16 protein-coding genes, 1 other RNA gene, 2 pseudogenes and 1 other annotated feature are annotated in these 22,837 nt (G+C 38.7%); of the genes and pseudogenes, 16 read left to right on the top strand and 3 right to left on the bottom strand.

Features of this window, described 5'->3' with window-relative positions; all coding sequences use genetic code 11:
- From recJ to dtd, 4 genes are all read left to right on the top strand, one after another.
- Nucleotides 1-2,337, top strand: a complete 2,337-nt coding sequence (gene recJ, locus J416_RS06965) for a single-stranded-DNA-specific exonuclease RecJ (RefSeq protein ID WP_003467414.1) — start codon at nt 1-3, stop codon at nt 2,335-2,337.
- Nucleotides 2,327-2,839, top strand: a complete 513-nt coding sequence (locus J416_RS06960; RefSeq protein ID WP_003467413.1) for an adenine phosphoribosyltransferase — start codon at nt 2,327-2,329, stop codon at nt 2,837-2,839. The genes recJ and J416_RS06960 overlap by 11 nt, the downstream gene beginning before the upstream one ends.
- A gap of 233 nt (nt 2,840-3,072) precedes the next feature.
- Entirely contained in the window at nt 3,073-5,268 is a 2,196-nt protein-coding gene (locus tag J416_RS06955; RefSeq protein ID WP_003467412.1) for a RelA/SpoT family protein, read from the top strand.
- A gap of 24 nt (nt 5,269-5,292) precedes the next feature.
- Nucleotides 5,293-5,739: a D-aminoacyl-tRNA deacylase gene (gene dtd, locus J416_RS06950; protein WP_003467411.1), complete on the top strand. Its 447-nt coding sequence runs from the start codon at nt 5,293-5,295 to the stop codon at nt 5,737-5,739.
- 57 nt (nt 5,740-5,796) lie between these two features.
- On the opposite strand, the gene J416_RS06945 is transcribed toward dtd, so the two are convergent.
- Complete coding sequence (locus tag J416_RS06945; protein WP_003467410.1) at nt 5,797-6,687, bottom strand: N-acetylmuramoyl-L-alanine amidase family protein; 891 nt, start codon at nt 6,685-6,687, stop codon at nt 5,797-5,799.
- 372 nt (nt 6,688-7,059) lie between these two features.
- Between J416_RS06945 and J416_RS06940 the strand changes: the two genes are divergently transcribed.
- From J416_RS06940 to ssrS, 7 genes and pseudogenes are all read left to right on the top strand, one after another.
- Complete coding sequence (locus tag J416_RS06940) at nt 7,060-8,547, top strand: extracellular solute-binding protein (protein WP_003467409.1); 1,488 nt, start codon at nt 7,060-7,062, stop codon at nt 8,545-8,547.
- 19 nt (nt 8,548-8,566) lie between these two features.
- The gene (locus J416_RS06935; RefSeq protein WP_003467408.1) at nt 8,567-9,556 is read left to right on the top strand and encodes a pectinesterase family protein; all 990 of its coding nucleotides are present in this window, start codon (nt 8,567-8,569) and stop codon (nt 9,554-9,556) included.
- Between the two features lie 28 nt (nt 9,557-9,584).
- Complete coding sequence (locus J416_RS06930) at nt 9,585-10,463, top strand: helix-turn-helix domain-containing protein (RefSeq protein ID WP_003467407.1); 879 nt, start codon at nt 9,585-9,587, stop codon at nt 10,461-10,463.
- 88 nt (nt 10,464-10,551) lie between these two features.
- Nucleotides 10,552-10,779, top strand: a binding site (T-box leader).
- A gap of 93 nt (nt 10,780-10,872) precedes the next feature.
- Nucleotides 10,873-12,135 (top strand): histidine--tRNA ligase, encoded by a 1,263-nt coding sequence (hisS, locus tag J416_RS06925; protein ID WP_003467406.1) that lies wholly within the window; start codon nt 10,873-10,875, stop codon nt 12,133-12,135.
- Nucleotides 12,136-12,150: 15 nt separating this feature from the next.
- Nucleotides 12,151-13,304, top strand: a pseudogene (gene aspS / locus J416_RS06920) (aspartate--tRNA ligase); the annotation flags it as partial.
- A gap of 57 nt (nt 13,305-13,361) precedes the next feature.
- Entirely contained in the window at nt 13,362-13,904 is a 543-nt protein-coding gene (locus tag J416_RS16685) for an amino acid--tRNA ligase-related protein (protein ID WP_420805430.1), read from the top strand.
- Between the two features lie 103 nt (nt 13,905-14,007).
- A non-coding RNA gene (ssrS, locus tag J416_RS15380) (6S RNA) lies at nt 14,008-14,202 on the top strand.
- Between the two features lie 424 nt (nt 14,203-14,626).
- Here the strand turns inward: ssrS and J416_RS06915 are convergent.
- Both J416_RS06915 and J416_RS06910 read right to left on the bottom strand, forming a co-directional pair.
- Nucleotides 14,627-15,385 carry an RsfA family transcriptional regulator gene (locus tag J416_RS06915; RefSeq protein WP_003467404.1) on the bottom strand — a complete coding sequence of 253 codons (759 nt, stop codon included), beginning with the start codon at nt 15,383-15,385 and terminating at the stop codon, nt 14,627-14,629.
- A 132-nt stretch (nt 15,386-15,517) separates the two neighbouring features.
- Nucleotides 15,518-16,782: pseudogene (locus tag J416_RS06910) on the bottom strand (replication-associated recombination protein A).
- 254 nt (nt 16,783-17,036) lie between these two features.
- Between J416_RS06910 and cymR the strand changes: the two are divergent.
- The 5 genes from cymR to recD2 all read left to right on the top strand — a co-directional run.
- Nucleotides 17,037-17,456, top strand: coding sequence for a cysteine metabolism transcriptional regulator CymR (gene cymR, locus J416_RS06905; RefSeq protein WP_003467398.1), 420 nt, complete (start codon nt 17,037-17,039; stop codon nt 17,454-17,456).
- 52 nt (nt 17,457-17,508) lie between these two features.
- Entirely contained in the window at nt 17,509-18,654 is a 1,146-nt protein-coding gene (locus tag J416_RS06900; protein ID WP_003467393.1) for a cysteine desulfurase family protein, read from the top strand.
- A 21-nt stretch (nt 18,655-18,675) separates the two neighbouring features.
- Complete coding sequence (gene mnmA / locus J416_RS06895; RefSeq protein WP_003467391.1) at nt 18,676-19,785, top strand: tRNA 2-thiouridine(34) synthase MnmA; 1,110 nt, start codon at nt 18,676-18,678, stop codon at nt 19,783-19,785.
- 175 nt (nt 19,786-19,960) lie between these two features.
- Nucleotides 19,961-20,626, top strand: a complete 666-nt coding sequence (locus J416_RS06890; protein WP_003467390.1) for a tetratricopeptide repeat protein — start codon at nt 19,961-19,963, stop codon at nt 20,624-20,626.
- A gap of 15 nt (nt 20,627-20,641) precedes the next feature.
- Nucleotides 20,642-22,837: SF1B family DNA helicase RecD2 (recD2, locus tag J416_RS06885; RefSeq protein ID WP_003467388.1), on the top strand; the 2,196-nt coding region annotated here is incomplete at its 3' end.

The following is a 22,837-nucleotide window of genomic DNA, read 5'->3' as shown; positions in this document are numbered from 1 at the left end:
ATGTTACCGAGCCAAGCGAATTGGATTCATACATATAAACAACAAGATATATCAGATATAAGTAAATTAGATGGATTAAACTTATCGCCGATTGTCAAACAACTATTACTGCAACGTGGCATTCAAACGAAAGAAGAAGCGGAGAAATTTTTGCATCCTGCGCTTGATCAGTTACATGAACCTGAATTACTAACGACGATGGATAAGGCTATTGAACGTGTGAGAAAAGCCGTTGATCAAGGTGAAAGTATTCTCGTGTATGGTGACTATGATGCAGATGGTGTTACCTCAACATGTCTGATGGTGGAAGCCTTACGAGAAATTGGTGCGATGTGTGATTATTATATACCGAATCGATTCACCGAAGGATATGGACCCAATGAAGAGGCTTTTCGTGAAGCGCATCGGCAAGGTTTTCAGCTCATTATTACAGTAGACAATGGAATCGCAGGTATTAAAGAAGTCGCTCTAGCAAACGAATTAGGACTTGATGTCATTATTACGGATCACCATGAAGTTCAAGAGACATTACCTGATGCGTTGGCCATCATTCACCCAAAATGTGCGGAGGATTATCCTTTCAAAGAGCTCGCTGGAGTAGGCGTTGCTTTTAAATTTGCAACAGCATTACTTGGCTATTTACCGAAACAGTTTTTAGAACTTGTCGCAATTGGTACAGTTGCTGATTTAGTCCCGTTAACGGGAGAAAATCGTAACCTTGTGTATTATGGTTTGCAAGCATTATCGAATACGAAACGAATTGGCATGAATACGTTGAAACGCCTTTGTTCGATGGAAGATTCAGTGACGGAAGAGGATATTGGTTTCCGCATTGGACCGCGGTTAAATGCTGTCGGACGACTTCAAGATGCAAACCTTGCTGTTGACTTACTATTAACAGATGATCCAGAAGAAGCTGAAGAATTGGCTATGTATGTGCAAGATTTAAATACCGAACGGCAACAAATCGTTTCTGACATTGCAACAGAAGCAAAGGAAATGGTGGAATCAATGGGTGACCTTGATGAAAAACCTGTGATCGTTGTCGCCAAAGTAGGTTGGAACCCTGGTGTACTTGGAATTGTGGCATCAAAATTGGTGCAAAAATATGATCGTCCTGCGATTGTGCTTGCAATAGACCCTGAAACTGGCTTAGCAAAAGGTTCAGCGCGAAGTATCGACCACTTTGATTTGTTCCATCATTGCATGCAAGTACGAGAGTTATTTACTCATTTTGGTGGACATGCTCAAGCAGCCGGTATGACACTTCCAGTTGATCAAGTAGAACGTCTGAGAGATTCCTTGTCAGAGCAGGCAAACTCTAACTTGAACCCTGAAGATTATATGCCACAAATGAAGGTTGATATGTCCATAACCGTTGATCAAGTCGATTTAGATCTTGTAAAAGAAATCAATCAACTCGCTCCTTTCGGAATGAACAATGCTAAACCGATGATTCATATCGAAGGACAACCAGTCGAGTTGCGACAAATTGGGGCGACGAAGAAACACTTAAAACTGAAATTTTCTGAGAATAATAAGCAATTAGATTGTATTGGATTTGGTTTTGGAGATAAACAATCACTTATCACGAAACAGACGCCTGTACAATTGATCGGTGAACTGCAACTGAATGAATGGAATGGCATTTATAAACCACAGATCGTCATAAAAGATTTAGCAATCACAGAATGGCAACTCTTTGATTATCGAGGTGCGATGCAGACTGTGAAGCAGTGGGACCAATTTCAACCAGAAGATGCATGCTTAGTATTTCGTGAAGATACAAATATCTCTTCTATACCAAACTTGATAACCAAAGAACAATTAGTGACATCAGATGATTCGTATAAAAACTTGTATCTCTTTGATTTACCAGAAACGTTAGAAGATTTACGTCAAGTTCTCAAGTATCACCAATTTGAGCGCATCTATCTTTGCTATCAGCTTGAAAACAGCCAGTATTTTCAAATGATGCCGACGCGTGAAGATTTCAAATGGTTATACCAATTATTACACAAGCGAAAATACTTTGATTATAAACAAGATGCACCAAAGCTGGCGAAATATAAAGGTTGGAAACTAGATAAGATTAAATTTATGTTCCAAGTGTTTCATGATTTAGAGTTTGTAACGAGAGAAGGTGGTACGATTCTGCCAACCGATCAGCCGAAAAAGAAAGACCTAGAGGAATCGGAAGTCTATCAGTTACATGCCCAACAAATCGAAATAGAAGAAACGCTGTATTATTCTACGTATAAAGCGTTAAAAAAATGGTTGTCTGATCAGATGAATGAAAATCAGACATCTGAGGAGGAAATAGTATATGGATTATAAACAATATATAACTGTTGTGGAGGATTGGCCGAAGGAAGGTGTCCGATTTAAAGATATTACGACATTGATGGATAATGGTCCGGCATATAAAGCGGCTGTTGATGAAATTGTTCAATATGCAAAAGAAAAAGAAATCGATCTTGTCGTTGGACCTGAAGCACGTGGGTTTATTGTTGGTTGTCCGGTTTCCTATTCATTAGAGGTTGGATTTGCCCCAGTTCGTAAAGAAGGTAAGCTTCCAAGAGAAGTCATCAAAGTTGATTATGGTTTGGAATATGGCCAAAATGTATTAACCATTCATAAGGATGCGATCAAACCAGGCCAGCGTGTACTAATAACTGATGATTTGCTAGCAACGGGAGGAACGATCGAAGCAACGATTGATCTTGTCGAGCAACTCGGCGGTATCGTAGCAGGTTGTGCATTTTTAATCGAACTTACGTATTTAAATGGTCGCGACAAACTCGAAGGTTATGACATCTTAACATTAATGGATTATTAACATTTGCTTTGTGGAGCGCTCAATGGATGAGTGCTCCTCCTTTTTACATCGATAATCAACATGAAGTGTAAATGGTTCATACTGTAATCATTGAAGTAGGTTTGTTAAAATTGTCGATAAATGCTACAGAAATAAGGAAATCTTCTAACATTTCTGTTACACTTTAATATAGTATAGAAAAGCACGAAATCCGTTGCACTAGATATCGTCTAAAGAAAGTTAAAGGTGATCATATGGCGAAAGATAAATTGTTAACACCTGAAGATATTTTTGAAAAAGCAAATGAATATTTACCTTCGGATGACCTTGCTTTTATTCAACGTGCTTATCGTTATGCTGAACAGGCACACGAAGGTCAATATCGTAGGTCAGGAGAACCTTATATTATTCATCCCGTACAAGTGGTCGGTATCTTAATTGAATTAAAATTAGATCCTGAGACGATTGCTGGCGGTTTTTTACACGACGTAATAGAAGACACTTCGGTTACATTTGAAGATCTAGAGAAAGAATTCAGTCAAGAAGTAGCGTTGTTAGTCGATGGTGTCACCAAACTAGGTAAAATTAAATATATGTCGAAAGAAGCACAGCAAGCGGAAAATCATCGGAAAATGTTTATCGCCATGGCGAAAGATATACGTGTCATTTTGATAAAGTTAGCTGATCGCCTTCACAACATGCGTACATTAACTCATTTACCACCCGCTAAACAACGACGGATTTCCAATGAAACATTAGAGATTTTCGCGCCTTTAGCTCATCGATTAGGGATTTCGGCGATAAAATGGGAATTAGAAGATACAGCTTTGCGTTACTTAAATCCACAACAATATTACCGAATTGTACATCTGATGAAGCAAAAGCGAGAAGAGCGTGAGCATTATATAGAGGAAGTCATGGATGAAGTGAAAAGTCAGCTAAAAGATGTAAATATTGAAGCCGACTTTTCAGGAAGACCAAAGCATATTTATAGTATTTATCGGAAAATGATGCTACAAAATAAGCAATTTAATGAAATTTATGATTTACTAGCTGTTCGCATTATTGTTAACAGTATTAAAGATTGTTATGCGGTATTAGGAATCATTCATACATGCTGGAAACCGATGCCGGGCCGGTTCAAAGATTATATTGCTATGCCAAAGCCGAATATGTATCAGTCTCTGCATACAACGGTGATTGGACCAAAGGGTGCCCCTCTAGAAGTGCAAATTCGAACAAAAGATATGCACGAAATTGCTGAATACGGGATTGCCGCTCATTGGGCTTATAAAGAAGGAAAAAATAATATGTCGTCCAGTGAAGATAAACTGGCATGGTTCCGAGAGATTTTAGAATGGCAGAATGATACACATGATGCGGAAGAATTTATGGAATCTTTAAAAGTTGATTTATTTTCTGATATGGTCTACGTGTTTACACCAAAAGGCGATGTCATTGAATTACCACGTGGATCTGTACCGATTGATTTTGCCTATAAAATTCATACTGAAGTTGGCAACCAAACGATCGGCGCGAAAATAAATGGCAAAATGGAACCATTAGATTATGAGTTAAAAAATGGTGATATTGTCGAAGTAATGACATCGAAACATTCTTACGGCCCATCCCAAGATTGGTTGAAGATGACGCAAACTTCACAAGCTAAAAGTAAAATTAAACAATTTTTCAAAAAACAGCGGCGTGAAGAAAATGTGACCAAAGGCCGTGAAATGGTTGAAGAGGAATTAAAACTTTCAAATTATGAACCGAAAGAAGTTTTGACATCAGAAAACATTGAGCGAGCGATGGAAAAGTTTAATTTTGCTACCGAAGAAGATATGTTTGCAGCGGTCGGTTATCATGGCATTACTGCAGCACAAATTGTTACACGGATTACGGAGCGTTTGCGCGCAGAAGCAGAGAAAAATAAGGATTTAGAGCAGACGTTAGAAGAAGTCAATGCGAGTGGAAAATCAGAATCAAAAAAGACGAGACGTGATTCTGGTGTGAAAGTGGAAGGTATCGACAATATGCTCATTCGTTTGTCGAAGTGTTGTAATCCTGTCCCCGGTGATGAAATTGTTGGCTATATTACGAAAGGACGTGGCGTATCTGTCCATCGCAGAGATTGTCCGAATGTCCAGACCAAGGATGCCGAAGACCGTTTAATCCATGTGGAATGGGAAAATGAAGAATCTCGATCGAAACAATACCATGTTGATTTAGAAATCTCGGGGTATGACCGAAGAGGCTTGTTAAATGATGTGTTGCAAGTAATCAACGAAACCAAAACGAATATTATTGCTGTCAATGGCCGTTCTGATCGTAAGAAGATCGCCATTATTCATGTAACCATCATGATTCATAATATTAGTCATTTGCGCCGTATTGTTGATCGATTAAAGCAGATTCAAGACGTGTATACTGTCGAACGAACGATACAATAAAATGTTTAAAAGGAAGATCGAGCAATGAAAGTTGTATTACAACGTACCAATCAAGCAAACGTCGTAGTAAACGAACAAACGGTAGGAGATATTCAACAGGGGTATGTCGCATTTGTTGGGATCACGCATGATGATCGTGAAGAAGATATTGACTTTTTAGTAAATAAAATCGTAAATCTTCGTTTGTTTGAAGATGATCAAGGTAAAATGAATGTATCGTTAAAAGATATAGGTGGTAGTGTGCTTTCGATTTCGCAGTTTACTTTATATGGAGATTATCGCAAAGGACGACGCCCTAATTTTATGCAAGCAGCAAAACCGGAACAAGCACACGGATTATATGAGCAATTTAATGAAAAATTAAAAAACGAAGGTGTGACGGTTGAAACTGGATCCTTTGGGGAAATGATGAACGTTTCACTAACGAACGTAGGGCCAGTCACGATGATTTTAGATTCCCAGGACCGATAAACATACATGTGCACCCTAACGAGGACAATAGATAAGTAGTTCGTTAGGGTGCATGTTTTAGCTTGATTGAAAGTATTGATGGATACCTTTCGTGATACCTCGGCTCATTTGATCCAAATATGCTTTAGATTGAATATTATGTTCTTCTTCTTGATTCGAGATAAATCCAAGTTCTAATAATAGGGAGGGCCGATGATTGGTCCGTAACACTTGTAAATCCTCTTGCTGGACGCCTCTGTCATTCATACCAGTCTGTGATACCATAAAGAATTGAACATCTTCTGCAAGTTGCTTATCCCGATCGCTATAATAATAAGTTCCAGCACCTGTTACATTTGGTAATTCAGGTGTACTGTTATAATGAAGGCTTAAAAATAAATCGGCTTGCTTTGTATTGGCAATTGTTACACGGCTGGTTAATGGAATAAAGCGGTCCTCGGTTCTTGTGAGAATGACCTCGGCTCCTAATGCTTCTAACCTCTGTTTTAGTACGTTGGCTGTAGTCAATGTATAAGTACTTTCATAATTCCCACTAGCACCGATAGCTCCTACATCTCTTCCGCCATGTCCTGGATCGATGACAATGAGCTTGTCTGATATACTTTCTGATCTTTGGTGATTTGATGATTGGTCTGCATCCGATGAAGGTGTAGTGGTACTTCCTTGTTGCGTATCTTCGTGATCTTCACTTATAGTAACATAATCTTGATGCACCCAACCTTCCGTGCTATTGATATCAATTTGTACCCAGTTTCCTTGTTGATCAAGCACGTTATAACTTTCGGGTGGATTGACTTGATCAATCATCTCATAGTTACTTCCGGGACCGCTGCGAACATTTAAATGTGTTCCTTCAATTTCTGCTTCCTTTGCATAAATGATCGTAGCAATGGAGAAAATAAAAGAAATACTAACAATAATTACTGCTATCATCTTTTTCGTTCCCAATTCAATCGCTCCCTTAAAAAACAATCCTATCGCTATTTATATCATATCGAACACGATGATGAAATGAAAGAAATAAGGTGATGCTATGCATATAGATCCTCGTTTTCGTCCTCATCAATTACAAGATGAATTAAAAATCATGCACTTCACTAAATATCAAGACATCCAGACTTCAACCATAAAACATAATTTATCAGCTCAATTCGGTATATCGAATGGTTTAAAAAGAAAATGGAGTCATCGAGGTTAAACTATCGCAATTTCGGCACACAAAAAGAACAATGTAAACGGATGGAAAAACCGAAAGCGTATGATAACCTCAATTATGTAATCGCTTACTTATAGCGAAAATTAATTGAAAGGGTGAGTGAAATGGGGAAAACAAGGTGGATTGTTATCCTATTCGTGCTTTGGTTTATTGCTGGTTGTTCCAGTTCATCAAGTACAAATGAAACAGAAGCAATTAGCATTATGGCGAATCTCCATACGGCACAAGTATCAGAGGACAGTCCAATTATTGAGAAAGTAGAAGAAAAAGCAGGTGTTCAATTAGATATTACGTGGGTACCAGATGATGTATACGATGAGAAAATGAATACAGCGATTGCTACTGAATCTTATCCACGAGCCATGTTTGTGAAAAATGAGGAATCATTTAACAAAATGAAAGATTCGTTAACAGAAGAAGAATATTGGGAAATCGGCCCTTATTTAGAAGAATATGAGTATTTAAGCAATCTAGATTCAGTCGTATTAGAGAATACGGCAGTAAATGGGAAGATTTTCACTTTATATTCCGGACGTCCGATGTCAAGGTGGGGATTAATCTATCGCAAAGATTGGGCAGATCATTTAGGGATTGATGCACCAAATACAACTGATGATTTGTATGAGATGTTTCGTGCTTTCACAGAAGATGATCCAGATGGAAATGGAGAAGATGACACAATTGGCGTAGCTGTTAATAGTGACTTAGTTTATGGAGGGTTTAAATTTGTAAGTTCTTATTTTGAAACACCGAATAATTGGGGTGAACAAAATGGAAAACTTCAACCAGAATTCATGTTTCCTGAATATACAGAAACCATGGATTTCTTTAAAAAATTAAGAGATAACGAACTCGTTAATCAAGATTTCCCAGTTACAAGTAAAACAGATCAGACGAATATGCTAACAAATGGAACGGCAGGGGCGATCGTTGGCTGTTTATGTAATGCAGTTGGTTTTCAAGATAAGTTGCAAGAAGCAAATCCTAACGCCGAATTAGATGTAGAAAATCGTATCTCCAAACCAGGTGGAGAACCAGGAACTTGGTCCACAGCTGGATATGGTTCCGTAGTATTATTTCCAAAGGCTTCTAATCCAACAGAAGAGGATTTGAAAGAAACATTAGAAGTTTTTAATCATTTAATGAATCCAGAAATTTATAATTTATTGTCTTATGGTATAGAAGGGGAGCATTATGAGGTCGTCAATGGTCAAGCAAAACGATTACAAGGTGAAGACGTTGAAGCTTCATTTGAGCAAAATGTTCGTCCGTTAATGGGGATTATTATTGGTGATGATTCAACTGTTGATGGGTTAGAACCCTATCCAGTCAATGATTTATATGAAAAACAATATCGACAAACTTTAGATAATAATGAAATACTAATTCATGATCCTACGGTTGCATTCGATTCAGAAACCTATGGAGAGAAGGGTGAGGCACTTCAACAAATTATCGATGACGCCACAAATCAGTATATGTTAGGAGAGATTGACGGAGTAGGCTTTCAGCAAGAGGTTGATAAGTGGGTGGATGAAGGTGGTGAGAACATCATTCAAGAATATAATGAAGCATATAGTGCCACACATTAAGAACAATAAGGAGGTAAATATGAAAGGACATACATTAGATAGCGAAACAAGATATGATGGTATTGTGGATCATAAATCTCTGGACCAAACACTGGACGTTGATGTATTTTCGTCTATACAACAAGCGATTGATCATCTAGGATCAAATAGTGTAATTTTAGTCAAGAAAGGGCGATATGACGAAAAAATAATGGTTGATTACCCCGATGTAACCATAATCGGAGAAGACCGAGATCAAACGGTGATTACTCACAACACTGCCAGTGGCACAATGAAAGCTGACGGTACAAAATATGGTACATTTGATAGTGCAAGTGTTATAATTAATAAACAAGGCTTTACCGCTATAAACCTTACATTTCAAAACCATTTTGACTATTTACAAGAATATCAAAAAAGTGATGATCATCCGACAAAAATTGATGGCTTACAGGCAGTTAGTTTTCGTACAGCTGGAGAAAGTAATCAAACAGTTTTAAAAAACTGTCGCTTTTCTAGCTACCAAGATACATTATTACTTGATAAAGGAACCCATTTTCTTGATCGGTGTGTGATTGAAGGAGCGGTCGACTTTATTTTTGGAGCTGGGCAAGCTTTTTTCGATCATTGTGACATTATTTCCTTGGATCGCTTTGAACAGAATACCAATGGTTTTGTGACAGCTGCCAGCACGTCAGTTTATACAGCATATGGGTTCTTGTTTTACCGATGTCATATAAAAAAACAGTCAAATAAAATGGGTGATCGTACTGTTTATTTAGGTAGACCATGGCATCCAGGGGGAGATCCAGAAGCTCAAGCAAGTGTGTTGTTTTATGAATGTTTCTTAGATCATCATATTAAGGACGAAGGTTGGACAGTAATGAAAGGTTTTTCTCCTATGACGGCTCGGTTGTTTGAATATAAAAACAAGGGACCTGGAACGGCTGATCATGTAAACAGACGAGAATTAACACAAGCTGAAGCAGAATGTGTATACAATGTGTTGGAAGAAAAGTGTAAGCCTTGAGATAGTTGATATGATTTGAGGTGAAGTTATGGATCGTGCTGATTCATCAGAGGTATATGCGGTTAAAGAACACGTGCCAGGGTTTCTGATTCAATATAAAACGGACCGGAATATTCCAACAAACTATCATTATCATTCTGGTTATGAAATCGTTTGGTTAAAGGCAGGTAAAGCACGTTATATATTTGAAGATAAAGTATATTCACTCAAAAAAGATTCAATCTTGCTGTTTAAAAGCTCTGAGTTTCACCGCGTATATTTACCTGAACATACAGTTTATGAACGTGTGGTTGTCATGTTTACAGATGATTTCTTTTCAATGCAGCATACTATTATGAATCAATTTCAACACTTATTCGAATCCTTATCTTCACCTCATTTAATGTGGAATGCCTTTATTTGGCAAACAGATCATATACAACCACTGTTTGATGCATTAATAGAAGAAACAAATCATCCAAAGCGATGGATGCAACAGTCAGCGATAGAGATTTATTTACTCCAATTATTATTGTTCCTTTGTCGAGAAATGGAGGAGAGAGAACAACTACAGCCTCAATCACTAAAAGTAAATAGTTCAGATCAATTATCGCCTCACGATAACATTATTCAAGCGATGAATGAGATCTGGAATAAAGACTGGAAATTGGATGACCTAGCTGACAAATTGCATTTTAATAAATATTATCTCTGTCATTTTTTTAAAAAGGAATTTGGCGTGACCGTTCAAGAGTATATTTTACAGCGAAGAATGTTTGAAGCGATGAAAATGTTACATTATAAAAATTTAACAGTACAGCAAATTGCAGAATATGTAGGGTTTCAATCAGCATCAAGTTTTATTCGTCGATTTAAAAATCATGTAGGTGTTACACCGAATCAATATCGTAAAAGTAAACGAAAATAGTTTCTTATGTCTTCTGTAAAGTTTCAACTTGACAAACCTATTTCGAAACGATTATGATATAAGCAATTGAGTTTCCAATCGGATATGATCAAGGCTTATGAAGGAAAGAGTAGTTAAGAAACACTAGGCAAGAGAGAGGATTTCTAGGCTGGAAGAATCCTTACTAGATGACTTAACGAAAAACATTCTGGAAGCTTTATATCGAAAGGATAGTAGGTATAAACGTAGGCAGGCGTTAACTGTGTAAGTGGAAGTGTCAATGTATGATGGGACGCTTCAACTAGGGTGGCAACACGGGTGAACTCTCGTCCCTTTTGTAGGGATGGGAGTTTTTTATATGTTACTAAACGGGCGGGTTACGCTCTTTCATCATAAGTACATAATGAACCAATCAAAGGGGGACATTGATATGAAAGCGCCACGTGGAACACAAGACCTATTGCCAGGAATCACTGAAAAATGGCAATACGTAGAAGAAACATTAAAGGATTTAAGTAGAAGATTCCATTATCAAGAAATTCGAACACCTATTTTTGAACATACTGAATTGTTTCAACGCGGTGTAGGTGATACAACGGATATTGTACAAAAGGAAATGTATACCTTTTTCGATAAAGGCGAGCGGTCGATTACGCTCAGACCAGAAGGGACAGCATCTGTTGTGCGTTCGTTTGTTGAACATAAAATGCATGGTTTACCGAATCAGCCGACAAAGCTATTTTATACAGGTCCAATGTTTAGATACGAACGTCCTCAACAAGGTAGAATGCGGCAATTTGTGCAATTTGGGATAGAAGCATTAGGTAGTTCAGATCCTGCCATTGATGCAGAAGTCATTTCCCTAGCGATGAATTGTTATAAAGAACTTGGCTTACAATCGCTAAAACTCGTTCTAAATAGCTTAGGTGATCAAGAAAGTCGCGAAAGTCATCGACAAGCATTAATTGACCACTTTGCCCCGGTTAAACCGGAATTATGTCACGATTGTCAAACACGATTAGAACAAAATCCATTGCGTGTCCTAGATTGTAAAAAAGACCGAGATCATCCCAAAATGGCTGATGCACCAGCGATCCTAGATTACTTAAATGACGATTCACGTTTATATTTTGACAAAGTGAAACAATATTTAGACGCGATGGGCATCCCTTACGAAGTCGATCCAAATCTGGTTCGCGGACTTGATTATTACAACCACACGGCTTTTGAAATTATGAGCGATGCAGAAGGATTTGGCGCTATCACTACATTATCAGGTGGCGGTCGGTATAATGGGCTTGTTGAAGAATTAGGTGGACCTGAAACACCAGGCATTGGTTTTGCGTTAAGTATCGAACGATTATTAATGGCGTTAGATGCTGAAAATGTGACATTACCGCTTGAAGAAGGACTTGATGCTTATGTCGTTTCTTTAGGTGAACAAGCTGATCTACAAGCAGCTCAAATTGTAAATGATTTGCGCATAGCTGGCATTCAAGTTGACAGGGATTATCAAGACAGAAAAATTAAAGGACAATTCAAAGCGGCTGATCGCCTCAAAGCACGCTTTGTGCTGGTATTAGGGGAAGAAGAATTAGCTAATCACCAAATTTCGGTGAAAAATATGGAAACTGGCGATCAAGAGACTGTTGCCATTGATCAATTAACTGAGCATATGAAAGCAATCGTATAAGGGGGACAACAAACAATGAACCGAACATTAGCAGGACATATAAGAAAATCGAATGTAGAGCAAGAAGTTTTATTAAAAGGGTGGGTACAAACGCGTCGTGACCTCGGAGAACTCATTTTTATCGACTTGCGAGATCGTTCAGGTGTCGTACAAGTTGTGTTTAATGCAGAATTTGATCAAGAGGCACTAGCAACCGCTGATAGTGTTCGAAGCGAATACGTTCTTGAAGTGAAAGGTAAAGTGGTAGAGCGTGACTCTGAAACCGTGAACCCAAAAATTGAAACAGGGGATATTGAGGTGATCGCTTCTGACATTACTGTATTAAATGAAGCGAAGACACCACCATTTTCATTAACTGACGATATGGACGTATCTGAAGATGTTCGATTGAAGTATCGTTATTTAGATTTGCGTCGTGAAGAGATGCAAGAGACATTCAAGTTACGTCATCAAACTACACAATCGATTCGCTCATTTTTAAACAGCGAAGAGTTTTTAGAAATGGAAACACCGATGCTGACCAAAAGTACACCAGAAGGCGCGCGTGACTATTTAGTACCGAGTCGTGTTCATGAAGGTTACTTTTATGCATTGCCACAATCACCGCAATTGTTCAAGCAACTATTAATGGTGTCTGGATTTGAAAAGTATTATCAATTCGCTCGTTGTTTCCGGGATGAAGACTTACGAGCAGATCGTCAGCCCGAATTCACGCAAATCGATATCGAAACATCATTTATGTCTATGGATGATATTTTGGATATGACGGAACGAATGATGAAAAAAGTCATGAAAGAAGTAAAAGGGATTGATATCAATACACCTTTTACACGCATGCCTTATGATGAAGCAATGGAGCGCTTCGGATCGGATAAACCAGACGTTCGCTTTGGTATGGAATTAGTCAACTTGTCTGAAACCGTCAAAGACTCTGGCTTCAAAGTATTCCGTCAAGCGATTGAGTCAGGCGGAAAGGTGAGTGCGATCAACTTACAAGGAAAATCAGAACAATACTCTCGTAAGGATTTAGATGACTTAACTGACTTTGCTAAGATTTACGGTGCTAAAGGATTAGCATGGCTAAAAGTAGAGGCTGATCAATTAACAGGCCGATTGCCAAATTCTTTTCTGAAGAAGAGCAGAACACCTTCCGCCAACTTTTAGATGCAAAAGCAGGTGACATCTTATTCTTTGTTGCTGATAAGAAACAAGTAGTATACGATACATTGGGAGCACTTCGTCTAAAGTTTGCGAAGGAGCATGATTTAATCGATGAGAGCCAATATGCCTTTTTATGGATTACCGATTGGCCATTATTAGAATATGATGAAGATGATGGGCGTTATCATGCGGCACACCATCCATTTACTATGCCGTATGAAGCCGATTTAGACAAATTAGATTCAAATCCAGGTGAAGTCCGTGCACAAGCATATGATCTTGTGTTGAATGGTTATGAACTTGGTGGCGGTTCGTTACGTATTTATCAAAAAGAATTGCAGGACCAAATGTTTAAACATCTCGGTTTTTCTGAGGATGAGGCAGAAGAACAGTTTGGTTTCTTATTAGAAGCCCTAGCGTACGGAGCGCCACCACATGGTGGTATTGCCTTTGGCTTTGATCGTTTGATCATGATCTTAGCAGGACGAAGCAATTTACGTGATACGATTTTATTCCCGAAAACAGCCTCTGCTTCTGACTTAATGACAAATGCGCCAAATGCAGTTGATCCGAAACAGTTAAAGGAATTACATTTACGACTTCGTTAAATTGATCGAATTTGGTACGAAAGGTAGCATTTACTAACAAAAATTACTAATTGATCGACTTGAAACAGATGAAATTCTATGCTATGATTTACTTACAATCAATCAAATCCTGATGTGTCCGTCGAAGAATTGCTGTTTTGACCGAACACTTTGATACATTGGGAGCTCGGAGTTCTTGTATGGTGTGCATGCCACCTACTTATTGATATAGTGGACGCATGAAGTACAAGACAGAGCACCCACCTGCCTCGAGCGGGATCAAAACATCATGTAGGCCGACGGCACAATTGGGATTAGTGATGAAATGTACACGCAACACATCCATCGAAACGGTGGGTGTGTTTTTGTGTGGCTCTAAAATATATGTTGGGGTATCAGTCATTTTCTAATGTATGATCTTATACACGGACTCAACTTCTCTGAACTCGTAAAACTCGTTCAGCGTGATTTTCGTTTCGCGAGAGTTCCCGCAGGCGTCATCGCCTATCGCTCATCATCACGCTAAAGTCGTTTGTATTGCTTTAGTCCATAACAATGTTCGTAAATGATATGAAAAAACGAGGCTGGGACAAAACTAAACAGCAAGAGCAAGAATCCGAACAATTTTGCCTAAGTGGTATGTAAACTTAAACTTTAATGTTCGGATTTTTCCTTTTTAATTACTCTTTTGTCCCAGCCTCGTTGATAACGAAATATTCTTTTTGTCCTCATCTCTTTCGATGTTATTTGGCAACTTGTTCTAGATTACCGTTTTTATCCATGCGGAATTTTGGGATAGGGCGAGAATCTTCCTCATCGAATACAACCATTTTCCTTGCCCGTTCCACAATTTGCATAAATGCTTGATAATCTTCTTTCATCGTAGTTAACTCTTGTTGCAGTTCTTTGATTCTTTTTTCTTGTGTCGTTACTTTTTCTTGTAATTGCTGTTTTTCCTGTACAAGTGCTTGATTTTGTTGTTGCGATTGTTTCATAACTTGTTGATCATTTTTTAGACGCTGTAAATATTGAATCACTTGATCTAGTTGAACATCTGGCTGATCTTGCTGCATACTATGAATCACTGGCTGTTCGTCTGGTTCTTGTGGAATAGGTAAGGATTCCGATGGTTGTTCCCAATTTAGAATCGGGAATGTCTCGCTTTCATCAACAGTTTCAACGTCAATAAATTCGGATTTATTATCGTCTACGAAAGTAGATACGTTGTCGCTTGTTGCCGTTTGTTGCTTTTGATTTTGTTTCGCGAGCGCTCGTTTACGTTCTTTTCGTTGGCGTTTAGCTATTTGTATCGCTTGTTCATAATTTTGACGGACTTCCGCATTCCAGCGAAAACCACAAGCGGCAGAGGTACGGTTTAATTTGTCGCCGACTTCTTCAAAAGCTTGTAATTGCGTGCTTCCTTCTCGAATATGGCGTAACACCGTTTCTGCCAATAATAGATCATCCTCATGTGACCATGCGTCTTGACGTACTTTCGTCATCTGTTTTCACTCCTGTCTTTTCTGGTTCATCGTTTCTTTCATCTATTGGTTGCTGATTTAATAGATTGGTAATTAGCACCTGTCGTATAAAAACTTATTACCTATTGTGACCAGTTCGGAGTGATTTAAACATTATTTTTTTATCTTTTCATAAATTTGCTTTAATGACTTCTCGAACTTACCGGTATCTTTCGGATGATAGTATTGTTTTTGTTTGAGTTTATTTGGTAAATATTGTTGTTCTACCCAGCCACTTTCGTAAGCATGTGGGTATTTATAATCCACACCACGTCCTAATGTTTCAGCTCCTTTGTAATGAGCATCTTTCAAATGTATGGGAACATCACCCGTATCCCCTGCGCGAATATCAGAAAGAGCTGCATCCATTGCTTTATAAGCCGTGTTCGATTTCGGTGATAAACAAAGTTCAACAATGGCAACAGATAGCGGGATTCGGGCTTCAGGAAATCCAATGCGCTCTGCTGTTTCTACTGCTGCTAAAACACGAGGACCAGCTTGAGGATTAGCGAGTCCAATATCTTCATATGCACAAACGAGCATGCGTCTGGCAATACTGTCTAAGTCACCTGCTTCAATTAAACGAGCGAGATAATGGAGACTTGCATCGACATCACTCCCGCGAATTGATTTTTGAAAGGCAGATAACACATCATAATGAGCATCTCCACCGTTGTCATGGGAAAAGCTTTTTTTCTGCATACAAGCTTCTGCAGTGGCGACATCAATGACAATCGTTTCATCGTTCGTTCGCGGTGTAGAAAATGCAGCGAGTTCCAATCCATTTAACGCTGCTCGCAAATCACCATTGGCTGCATTCGCAAAGTGTTCTAACGCCTCATCTTCAATCGTTAACGGCATATCCCCTAAACCATTTTCTTCGTCATTCAAAGCCCGATCGATCGCTTGATACATATCCTCTGCTTCCAATCGATATAATTCAAAAATATGCGAACGACTACGAACGGCAGGGTTGATTGAATGATATGGATTACTCGTCGTACAACCGATAAGTGTGATGAGATTGGATTCGACATGAGGTAGTAAAAAGTCTTGCTTTGCTTTATCGAGTCTGTGAACCTCGTCAAGAATGAGAACAAGTTCACGAGACATTTTGGCTTCTTCCACTGCGACTTGCATATCTTTTTTACGATCAATAGCTGCATTTAATATTTTATAGCGAATACCTAACTGTTGGCAATTCCGATTGCAAGTGATGTTTTTCCCGTACCAGGTGGCCCATAAAGCACCATTGAATGAAGTCGGTCTGCTTCGACCATCCTGCGAATCATTTTTCCTTCGCCAACGAGATGTGATTGACCAATCACGTCATCAATGTGTTGCGGGCGCATTCGAAACGCTAACGGTTGTTTGACCATATATTTTTCGTCCTTTCTTTTTTACTTTGCACATATTTGTTCTGCTTGGATCATTTCATCAATGATCAGTAGCTTAAGCACGTATCTTGACAATTTTCGCTAATATTTATTAAGATATTTTAGTATGTATCACTTTTACGTACACGAGCGTATATCATTAGTATATCATTCATGCTATAATAACAATAAATAGGAAGTCTTTAAACGATAGGTTCGAATATACTCGAATGAGATGGAAAAAATGAGGTGTAAGTATGAAGATTTCGACTAAGGGAAGATATGGGTTAACGATCATGATCGAACTTGCGAGAAATGAAGGAACAGGCCCAATGTCATTGAAAATGATTGCTCAAGAAAATGGGCTTTCTGAGCATTATTTAGAACAGCTTGTAGCCCCATTACGTAATGCATCACTTGTAAAAAGTGTTCGTGGTGCGTACGGTGGTTATGTATTGGCACAAAAACCAGGTGAGATTACAGCTGGTGATATTATTCGTATTCTTGAAGGGCCGATTACACCAGTAGAAGGAATTGAAGAAGAAGAACCGGCTAAACAAGAGTTATGGATCAAAATTCGCGATGCGGTCAAAAATGTGTTAGACACAACGACCCTTGAAGATTTATCAAACTATGGGCAAAAAGGTGTCCAAGATCCATATATGTTTTATATCTAAGCGAATGTAATGATGCAAGCGATTATTGTGATATAGAAAGAAGGGTTGGAGAATGGAAGCCATTTATTTAGATCATGCTGCAACAACGCCGATGCACCCGAAAGTGATTGAGGCGATGACAACTGTTATGCAAGATACTTTCGGCAATCCTTCTAGTATTCATGGGTTTGGTAGACAAGCAAGAAAGCTTCTCGATCAAGCAAGACGAGTCGCTGCCCAATCAATTAACGCTAATGAAAAAGCTATTACGTTTACGAGCGGTGGAACAGAAGCGGACAATCTTGCATTATTAGGTGTCGCCTATGCGAATCAAGATAAGGGAAAGCATATTATTACAACGAAAATGGAACATCATGCTACCCTTCACACAGCAGAACATTTAGAAAAACAAGGCTTTTCAGTCACTTACCTTGATGTCGATGATGCAGGTCACATTCAACTCGATCAATTTGATGAAGCACTTACGGATCAAACCATCTTAGTATCTGTTATGATGGTGAATAATGAAACAGGAGTGATTCAACCGGTCGAGGAAATTGGTGAAAGACTCGCTAATCATCAAGCTTATTTTCATAGTGACGCTGTTCAGGGCTTTGGGATGATACCGATTGATGTTGAACAAATGCAAATTGATTTATTAACCGTATCCTCCCATAAAATCAATGGGCCAAAGGGCATCGGTTTTTTATATGCAGGTACAGAAGTTATCCTTGATCCACGTCAACATGGTGGTGAACAAGAACGCAAGCGCCGTCCGGGTACCGAAAATGTAGCAGGAATCGTAGGATTTCAACAGGCGATTGAACTTGTCAATGAACATCGCTATGAAAACTATGAAACATACGCAAATTATCGAAAGCAATTTTTAAACACTTTAGAGGATGAAGGTGTTGATTTTACTGTAAACGGGGACCTTCAAAAGACGGTTCCCACCATTGTAAATATTAGCTTTCCTGGCGCCAATGTAGAAGCGATGTTAACCAATTTTGACTTAAGTGGTGTTGCAGCTTCAAGTGGTAGTGCTTGCACGGCTGGTTCTGTAGAGCCATCCCATGTATTGTGTGCGATGTTCGGTGAAGATCATCCATCTACAACGAATTCGATTCGATTCAGTTTTGGTTTAGCCAATACAGATGAAAATGTAACCAAAGCAGCCCAAAAGGTTGCTGCCATTATTCATCGATTAACATCGATGTAAAGATAAAGGTGGTGAAAAATAATGAAACAACCAGAGGATACACGTGTCGTTGTTGGCATGAGTGGAGGTGTCGATTCATCCGTGACAGCCTTACTCTTAAAACAACAAGGTTATGATGTTGTCGGTATTTTTATGAAAAATTGGGATGACACCGATGAAAATGGTGTATGTACAGCTACAGAAGATTACGATGATGTCGTTCGTGTTTGTAATCAATTAGATATTCCTTATTATGCGGTAAACTTTGAAAAGGAATATTGGGATAAAGTGTTTACGTACTTTTTGGATGAGTACCAAGCGGGTAGAACGCCAAATCCTGATGTAATGTGTAATAAAGAAATTAAATTTAAAGCTTTTCTTGAACATGCACTTACCCTTGGTGCAGATTATGTGGCTACGGGTCATTATGCGCAAGTCAGACGAGACACAGATCGTGTGGAAATGTTACGCGGTGAAGATGATAATAAGGATCAAACGTATTTTCTTAATCAACTGTCTGAAGATGTTCTGCGTAAAGTAATGTTTCCACTTGGCCATTTGCCAAAAGAAGAAGTGCGACAATTGGCATATGACCATGATTTAGCAACAGCGAATAAGAAGGATAGTACGGGTATCTGTTTTATCGGGGAACGTAATTTCAAAGAGTTTCTAAGTGAATATTTGCCCGCACAACCTGGCAAAATGATGACGTTAAGCGGTGAAGTCAAAGGGGATCACGATGGTTTAATGTATTATACAATCGGTCAACGCCAAGGACTTGGTATCGGTGGTCCAGGTGGTCCGTGGTTTGTTGTGGGTAAAAATGTACAAGATAACATTTTATATGTCGGTGAAGGCTATCATAACGATGCCTTGTATTCTGACGGCTTATTAGCAACAGAAATCAACTGGATTAACGAAACACCTCTTGAACCATTTACTTGTACAGCTAAATTTAGGTACCGTCAAAAAGATAGTGTAGTAACGGTTTATCCACAATCAGATATGACAGCAAAAGTGGTGTTTGAACAGCCAGAACGTGCTGTCACGCCAGGTCAAGCAGTTGTATTTTATCAAGATGAAGTCTGTCTCGGTGGCGGTACCATAGATGAAATTATGAAAAATAATCAGTATCTTGATTATGTAGGTTAAGGCAAGGGACAGTCCTGAATATCGGCTGTCCCTTACTTATTTTACAACCCTACAAATCGTTTAATTGAAAAGGATGTTTGTAGTGTATCTTCTTTTGAAACGCTATTTTCTCGATTTTTCTTATGATAAAATAAAAAGATAATCAGAAGTAAAGAACTTGTGGAGGGTAACAACTATGACAGAGATGGATCCAGGCATTCAATATATGCAAGGAGGAAAATTGGAAGAAGCAGCGAAATATTTTACAGAGGCGATTGAAAAGCATCCAGATGATCCGGTGCATTATATTAACTTTGGCAATTTACTTTTACATATGAATGATTACGAACGGGCGGTGCGTTTTTATTCACGCGCAGTAGAACTTGATGACAAAGCAGCGACTGCACATTATGGATTAGGCAATGCTTATTTTGAACAGGAGCAATATGACCAATCGAAACAACACTTTCAACAAGCGTTACAATTAGGACTAGAAGAGGCAGATACTTATTTTATGCTAGGTCTATGTTTCTTATATGATGAGCAGTTCAAATTAGCCTTGCCATATTTACAACGTGCAGTTGAACTGGATGAAGAAGATGTCGATATGCAATTCCAATATGGACTCGCCTTAGCGCAAACCGAACAGTTGGACCATGCAAAGGAAATCTTTCATCAAGTGCTTGAGATGGAAGCAAATCATAGTGATGCGTATTATAATTTAGGTGTCGTCAGCCTCTTTGAAGAAGACATTGATCAAGCACTTACCTATTTCAATCAAGCTTTAGAGATTCAACCCGAGCATGTCTTGGCGGCGAACGGAAAACAGCAAATTGAGAAAATGCTAGAAGACAATCAGTAAAGGAGTATTTTAGCAATGGAAATGCAATCGAACGAGGCTCAAAGGAATTTCATTAAGGGAGAAATGATCTATACCATTTTTGAAAATCAAAAAGAGCATTTCTCAATTGCTAAAATTAAAATCGTCGAAACCAATCAGCCTATCGATGATGCCGAGGTTGTAGTGAAAGGATATTTTCGTAGACTTGATCCAGGTGAGACGTATGAATTTTATGGTCGAATGGTTGAACATAAGAAATTCGGTCGTCAATTCCAAGTCGAAAGTTACCAGCGATTCTTGCCACAGTCAAAAGAAGGAGTTATTGCCTATCTCTCTAGCGATTTATTCCCTGGTGTAGGTAAAAAAACGGCAGAACGAATTGTTGATACATTAGGAGAGACAGCTTTATCAAAAATATTGGATGATGAAGCAGTACTCGATAAGGTAAAAGGCATTCCAAAAGAAAAACAAAAGAAAATCTATCAAATTTTACATGAGAATCAAGGGTTCGAACAGATCGTTGTCGAATTAACAAAGTATGGTTTCGGCTTAAAAATGGCTCAGAAAATGTATAGTGAATTTCAAGATGAAACCCTTTCTATATTGGAAGATAACCCTTATCGGTTTGTATTTGCTGTCGAAGGGTTTGGTTTTCTAAGAGCTGACCAAATGGCTCGCCAAAAAGGTACAACACTTGATCATCCATCGCGCATTCAGGCAGCTTGTATGTATTTACTACAACATAGTATTCAAGATGGTCACGTGTACTTACCGTTAGAGGTATTATTGGAACAGATGGATGAGCTACTGGAAGGTGAAGCGAATCAAATTGATGCGGAGAAAATGACCGAACAGATCGCTACATTAAATAAAGAAAAACAAATGATTATTATGGATGAAAAAGCTTACTTGCCATCACTGTATTACTCAGAAACGGGCTTTTGCACGCAAGTAAAACGAATAAGCGATAAGTCGTTAGAGAATACCTTCACGGATGCAGAATTATTAAAAATTGTTGGCGAAATTGAAGAGGAAGAAGTTCTTAGTTATGGCAAAGAGCAATATCAGGCAATTGAAACAGCATTAAGTGAAAAAATCATGATTCTTACCGGAGGGCCAGGGACCGGAAAAACAACCGTTATTAAAGGCATTCTTCAAGCGTATGCAGCGATACATGAACATTCCTTGGATATTAATGATTATGATGAACCTGATAATTTCCCATTTGTGCTGACTGCACCTACTGGCCGTGCTGCCAAGCGGATGAAGGAGTCAACTGGTATTCAAAGTGTGACGATTCACCGTTTGCTTGGATGGGATGGGCAAGAATCGTTTGAAAAAGATGAAGAGAATCAATTAAAAGGAAAAATATTAGTGATAGATGAATTTTCCATGGTGGATATTTGGCTAGCTTATCAATTATTCCGTGCGATTCCGAGTGATATGCAGGTCTTGATTGTAGGAGATGAAGATCAACTTCCGTCTGTTGGTCCGGGGCAAGTGTTAGCTGATCTCTTACAAAGTGAAGTCATTCGATCCATTCAACTGAAAGAAGTTTACCGGCAAAAAGAAGGTTCAAAGATCATTCAGATCGCACACGATATTAAAAACGGACAGCTCGAGCAAGAAACTTTGACGAAAGCTAGTGATTTTAATTTCTTTCCGAGTAACGATGACCAAATTGTCGATATGGTTAGTCAAATTGTCAAGAAAGCGACGGAAAAAGGTGTCGATATTCGTCAAGTACAAGTGCTGGCTCCTATGTATCGTTCAAAAGCTGGGATTCATAAATTGAATGACGAATTGCAACGTGTGTTAAACCCGCCAAAACCAGGATTGCGTGAAATGCCATTTGGGGATGTCGTTTACCGTAAAGGTGATAAAGTGATCCAACTTGTTAATCAGCCAGAAGACGGGGTGTTTAACGGTGATATCGGTGAAGTGGTTGCCATTTTTGAAAAGGATGAAAATCAAGAACAAGAAGAACAACTCGTTGTAGAATTTGATGAAAAAGAAGTTGCTTATACGAAAGGTGACTTATTAAATATTATGCATGCCTTTACGACGTCCATTCACAAAGCACAAGGTAGTGAATTTTCTATTGTCGTGATGCCGGTGATTTCAGGATACCGTCGTATGTTACGGAAAAATTTACTGTATACTGCGATAACGCGTGCGAAACAATCACTGGTAATTTGTGGAGATAAACAAGCATTTTTACGCGGTGTAAAA

This window comes from Gracilibacillus halophilus YIM-C55.5 (assembly GCF_000359605.1).
Lineage (GTDB): Bacteria > Bacillota > Bacilli > Bacillales > Amphibacillaceae > Gracilibacillus > Gracilibacillus halophilus.
Note: the sequence above shows the minus strand (reverse complement) of the source record. Positions and strands in the feature narration are given on the sequence as shown.